This window comes from Deltaproteobacteria bacterium, from assembly GCA_019309545.1.
Lineage (GTDB): Bacteria > Desulfobacterota > Desulfobaccia > Desulfobaccales > Desulfobaccaceae > Desulfobacca_B.
Map to the genome: position 1 here is coordinate 1 of JAFDGA010000078.1, position 2,689 is coordinate 2,689.

Here is a 2,689-nt window from a genome sequence, read left to right on the forward strand (position 1 = left end):
GCGGCAAGAGTTTTGCCGTCATCACTGAGAATTACATCAACTTTAATTCCCGCCTGGGCTACCATTTTGCTCTCGTGGATGCTTATCTCTCCGAAGAGCAGAACGACAACTATATCAGTTTCCAGTTTAAAGGCGGGGCCGCCGCCCCGGAGCGCCGGGAACGCCGGGCCCGTCTGCTTAGTAAGATTCTGGAAGAGTTGGGGTTCAAAGTTCAGGTCAAGGGAGATGTGGTTCAGGGACGGTTGGTCAAATATTCCTTACTGGAAACCGATGAAACCCTGGAGATGGTGGGACTGTTGATGACCTTTGCTCGCCAATTGGATCTAGCTCTGGCTTCCGACGCGGTTATGGACCGGTTTCTAGTGGCTTTCAGAGAAGGAGACTACAGCCTGAGCTTCCTCCATCAGGATCAAGCCTCCTCTTCGCCCTGAGGATCAAGAAAAAATTCGGCCAGCTCCGGAAATAGATTGACCTGACGAGGGCTGATTCATTGCGCCCTTCTGAATTAGCCTAACCCAAGTTTACCATTACCTGAAAAATAAGTGTGTTATTTTAGATGGTTATCTCTATTTTGGAAAATTTATGGTCACTACATCTTGTTACACTTTAATCTTTTTGGTTTTGAGCGGCTTGGGAGGCAGGCCCAAGGCCCGGTAGACCTGCAGATGAAAAGGTTCAGGGTCAGTGGTTTGCCGCAGATAAAGGCGCTCGCCTTGATCATTGGTGAGAGAGACGGTGACCCGCATCTGGGTGGCCAGGCGGGTTCGTATCGTCTGCCAGCGGTGCGCAAGCCCTTGTCGTTTGAGCTGGCGCTGGATGGCGGCCAGGAGGTGATAGGCCAGCACCGTGATGAACAGGTGTCCCTCCAAGCGGCGATCCCGGCGGTGATACACCGGTCTGAGACCCAGTTCGCTCTTGAGAGCCCGGAAGGCCTCTTCCACCTGGGTCAACATCATATAAAGGGACCAGAGTTCCTGGTCGGTCAGGTCCTGACGATTGGAACGTAAATAATAGGAGCCCGAAAATTTGGCCTGGAGTTTGTCAAGGGCCGTAATTTCCCAGGTGATAGACTGGACTTTGCGATCCCGATGGTGCACCTGCAGGTCATAGAATGGGGCCACGGTGGGATAACGCTCCCGCAGGCGTCCCAGGCGCCCCAGGATTTTGTCATAGTTCTTACATCCTCTGGGCATGGTGAGGCCGGCGGCCAGCTTTTGCAGTCCTTCTTCAAACCGCTGTTGCATGCGGGTGCGCATGGCGGCTTCCTTCCGGGCTCGGGCCGAGCTGTGGCAATACAGCAGGATCTCGCCGTCTTGGTCTAGCCTTTTCACCTGGATGGTGGTGGCGTCAGTCTCTTTGATAACCACCAGTCCCTCCTGGGGGATTTCCTGGGTGCGGTTGCGGCTCACGGCCACATAGTGAAAACCAGCTTCCTGGATCACGGCCAGATTGGCCGCGGTGGCAATCCCGGCATCGATAATCACGGTGGGGGTGGTTTGAAACAGGAAAGCGGGTTGCTCTAGGTCAGGCCGGAGGGTGCGCAGCATCTCCGCCAGGGTTCCGGGTTCGCTGACATTGCCGGGAAAGACTCGGGAGGTCTTGGGGAAACCGTCACCGTCCAGCACCAGGGCCAGGGTCAGTAAGGGCCGATCCTTACGCTTCTCCTTGGAATGGCCGCGCTGACCCAGGCGGCTTTCGTGGGCCCGGCCAGTCAGATAGGTGTTGGTCAGATCATAGAGGATAATCTTTTCTCCCAAGGAAAACCGCTTCCTGGCGTTGTCGGCCAGTCGGGTCTCGATCTCGCCTCGGTGGGCGACCAGGAGGTCCGAGAGGCGGTACAGGGCGTTGTTGGAGAGATACCGGAAATCCGCGCCCAGCAACTCTCCCAAAGCGCTGATCTCTTGGGCCCAGAGGGCTGTCTGGCGTTCGCTGGCGGGGTGCAACAACCGGCCGATAATTAACAGAGCCGCCTGCTGGAGCTGCGATTGGCTAAATCCCAAGTCTTCGAGAATCTGGGGAAATCCCAGGTCCTGGAAGGCCTTCCAGGCGACGGCCTCGCCGCCCAGGGTGCGGCATTCCCCGGTGTGCAAAGAGGCCAGATCCACCGTTTCCCATTGAGCTTCAGGGGGCTCGGCGCTGGCGGCCCGACTAAATTCCTTTTGGCGCAACAAGCTGGCATAGTGCTGCGCTAAGGCTTCCAGATGTGGCGCCCAGGGAGAGAGGGATTGTTGCCCGAGATATAGTTCTTCGATGCGGTTGGCCAGCTCCTTCCACTCACTGGGGGGAATCTCCAGGGTCCCCAGGTTGAGCAGGATGCGCTGCCGGGGGCCTCGGGGGGTTCGCACCGCCTCGATGAGCTGGTGATAAAAATACACCTGGGTTGAGCCCCGATTTTGTTTGCGAACGGCACGGATAAACATAACCCCAGCCTACCGAAGGCTGGGTGCCGGTGTCAAGGCAAAAATTATGAAAATGCTATTTTCTAACACTACGGCGAGCTTATCACAATATCACAAGAGTAAAATCAACTAGATGCGCTTGTGAAAAGGCTGGTTTTGACCATTATTGACCCTCTCTGGGGGCTATTTTGGTAAACTTGGGTTAGCAGAACCGGAAGAGGGGGGGGCCAACGGTGAACCACCGCTACGGAAGGTCTGGTTAAAATCGGCCCCTGTTAAAGTCCACCGGC

The 2,689-nt window shown here is 56.1% G+C and carries 2 protein-coding genes; one reads left to right on the plus strand and one right to left on the minus strand.

Going from position 1 to position 2,689, the window contains the following annotated elements:
• Positions 1-431 (plus strand): phosphoenolpyruvate synthase (locus tag JRG72_11685; GenBank protein ID MBW2135865.1); only part of this gene is annotated, 431 nt, incomplete at its 5' end.
• Positions 432-599: 168 nt separating this feature from the next.
• Here JRG72_11685 and JRG72_11690 read toward each other — a convergent pair.
• The gene (locus JRG72_11690) at positions 600-2,420 is read right to left on the minus strand and encodes an IS1634 family transposase (protein MBW2135866.1); all 1,821 of its coding nucleotides are present in this window, start codon (positions 2,418-2,420) and stop codon (positions 600-602) included.
• Between the last annotated feature and the right edge of the window lie 269 nt (positions 2,421-2,689).

Coding starts and splice junctions, on each gene's coding strand:
- JRG72_11690 (MBW2135866.1), bottom strand. CDS start 2,420: ATGTTTATCCGTGCCGTTCGCAAACAAAATCGGGGCTCAACCCAGGTG.